This is a genomic window from Acidocella sp. MX-AZ02 (genome assembly GCF_000306035.1).
Lineage (GTDB): Bacteria > Pseudomonadota > Alphaproteobacteria > Acetobacterales > Acetobacteraceae > Acidocella > Acidocella facilis.
This window is the reverse complement of record NZ_JH976207.1, coordinates 1,486,940-1,489,284: the sequence shown is the minus strand read 5'-3', so window position 1 is coordinate 1,489,284 and position 2,345 is coordinate 1,486,940. Positions and strand designations below refer to the sequence as shown.

General features: G+C 64.8%; 1 protein-coding gene and 1 pseudogene. Both read left to right on the top strand.

The window, feature by feature from the left end; translation table 11 throughout:
- Positions 1–296 (top strand): annotated as a pseudogene (locus MXAZACID_RS19240) (tRNA lysidine(34) synthetase TilS); the annotation flags it as partial.
- A gap of 120 nt (positions 297–416) precedes the next feature.
- Entirely contained in the window at positions 417–2,324 is a 1,908-nt protein-coding gene (gene ftsH / locus MXAZACID_RS07340) for an ATP-dependent zinc metalloprotease FtsH (protein WP_008493587.1), read from the top strand.
- Positions 2,325–2,345: the final 21 nt, after the last annotated feature.

Below are 2,345 nucleotides of genomic sequence, written 5' to 3'. Positions count from 1 at the left end.
GCCCCGGCTGGCTGCTGGCGCGCGAGGCCGCCGCCTGTGCCGCGCCGATTGCAGCGAGCAGCCATGCGCTATGGGATGGCCGTTTCACTTTGTTGCAAGATCCCGAACGCCCCGCATCGTTCGGCGCGCTGGGCGCGCAAGCGGCGGCGTTTCATGGGTTTAACGGCCTGCCAACCCTGGTGCTGCGCGGCCTGCCGGCGCTGCGCCCGGCCACGGGCGGGCTGATCTTTCCGGCGCCGGTGCGGTTTTCGCCGCCTTTGCCGGCCACCCAGGCCCCGTTTCGCGGCGCTGTTTAGCGAGGATTTATTTGTGCTGGTCTAGGAATCCGGTGCAGTATGACCACGTTGAGCTCATGAAGACCTCTCCGTGCCTCGTGCAGGGCGGACGAACTGACTGAAAGAATTGGAAAAGTCTAGATGAATAATCTGGGTCGAAATATCGCTGTATGGGTGGTGGTGGCCCTGTTCCTGGTGGTGCTGTTCAATGTGCTGCAGCCCTCCAGCACGCAGAGCAACGCGTCCGAAATCGCCTATTCCAGCTTCCTGGACGAGGTGAAGAACAACCAGGTGCAGAGTGTCACCATCGCCGGGCACGACATCACCGGCACCACCAAGGACGGCAAGAGCTTCGAAACCTATGCCCCGGCCGACCAGTCGCTGGTCTCCAAACTGACCGATGCCGGTGTGGATGTTTCGGCCAAGCCGGAAGGGGACACGATGAACCCCTTGCTGCGCGCGCTGCTGAACTGGGCGCCGATGCTGCTGATCCTTGGCGTGTGGATCTTCTTCATGCGGCAGATGCAGTCTGGCGGCGGCCGGGCCATGGGCTTCGGCAAATCCCGCGCCCGCCTGCTCACCGAGAAGCAGGGCCGTATCACCTTCGAGGACGTGGCCGGCATTGACGAAGCCAAGGGCGAGCTGCAGGAGATCGTGGACTTCCTGCGCGACCCGCAGAAATTCCAGCGCCTCGGCGGCAAGATCCCGAAAGGCTGTCTGCTCGTCGGCCCGCCCGGTACGGGTAAAACCCTGCTGGCCCGCGCCATCGCGGGTGAGGCGAATGTGCCCTTCTTCTCCATCTCCGGTTCGGACTTCGTCGAGATGTTCGTCGGCGTCGGCGCCTCGCGCGTGCGTGACATGTTCGAGCAGGGCAAGAAAAACGCGCCTTGCATCATCTTCATCGATGAGATCGACGCGGTCGGCCGGCATCGCGGTGCGGGCCTCGGCGGCGGTAACGATGAGCGCGAGCAGACGTTGAACCAGATGCTGGTGGAGATGGACGGGTTTGAGTCCAACGAAGGCGTCATCCTGATCGCCGCCACCAACCGGCCGGACGTGCTGGACCAGGCGCTGCTGCGCCCCGGCCGGTTCGACCGCCAGGTGGTGGTGCCCAACCCGGATGTCGCCGGCCGCGAGAAGATCCTGAAAGTGCATATGCGCAAGGTGCCGCTGGCGTCCGACGTGGACGCCAAGGTGATCGCCCGTGGCACGCCGGGCTTCTCCGGTGCGGATCTCGCCAATCTGGTGAACGAGGCGGCGCTGCATGCGGCGCGCATCGGCAAACGCGTGGTCGCCATGGCCGAGTTCGAGCATGCCAAGGACAAGGTGATGATGGGGGCGGAGCGCCGCTCGCTCGTCATGTCCGACGATGAGAAGCGGATGACCGCCTATCACGAGGGCGGCCATGCGATCTGCTCGATCACTCTGCCGGAATGCGACCCGGTGCATAAGGCCACCATCATCCCGCGCGGCCGCGCTTTGGGCATGGTGATGAGCCTGCCGGAAGGCGACCGCTATTCGATGTCCAAGATCAAGCTGCTGCAACAGCTGATCATGGCGATGGGCGGGCGTGCCGCCGAGGAGCTGACCTTTGGGGCCGACAAGGTCTCCAACGGCGCCTCCGGCGACATCAAGATGGCGACGGATACCACGCGCCGCATGGTCACCGAATGGGGCATGTCCGAGACCCTCGGCATGGTTTCCTATGCCGATGGCCAAGAGAGCTATCTCGGCCAGAGCTTTGGCGGCAGTAAGAGCGTTTCCGAGGCGACGGCCCGCGAGATCGATGATGAGGTCCGCCGCATCATCGACCACGCCTATGCCGAGGCCAAGCGCATCCTCACCGAGCGTCAGGGCGATCTGGAGCGTCTCGCCCAGGGGCTGCTGGAATACGAAACCCTCTCGGGCGACGAAATCCAGATGGTCCTGCGCGGCGAAAAGATCGAACGCAAAGTCGTCGACGAGCCTGCTCCGGATAACCGCCGCGGCTCCGTGCCCACCGCCACGCCCAAGCCGGATGTCGGCGGTCTGGGGCCGGTGCCGGCGTAAGGGCTGGGGGGCCGGGGGTGA

Bases quoted from the DNA above. Each gene is read 5' to 3' on its own strand.
- ftsH (WP_008493587.1), top strand. From the start codon at position 417: ATGAATAATCTGGGTCGAAATATCGCTGTATGGGTGGTGGTGGCCCTG.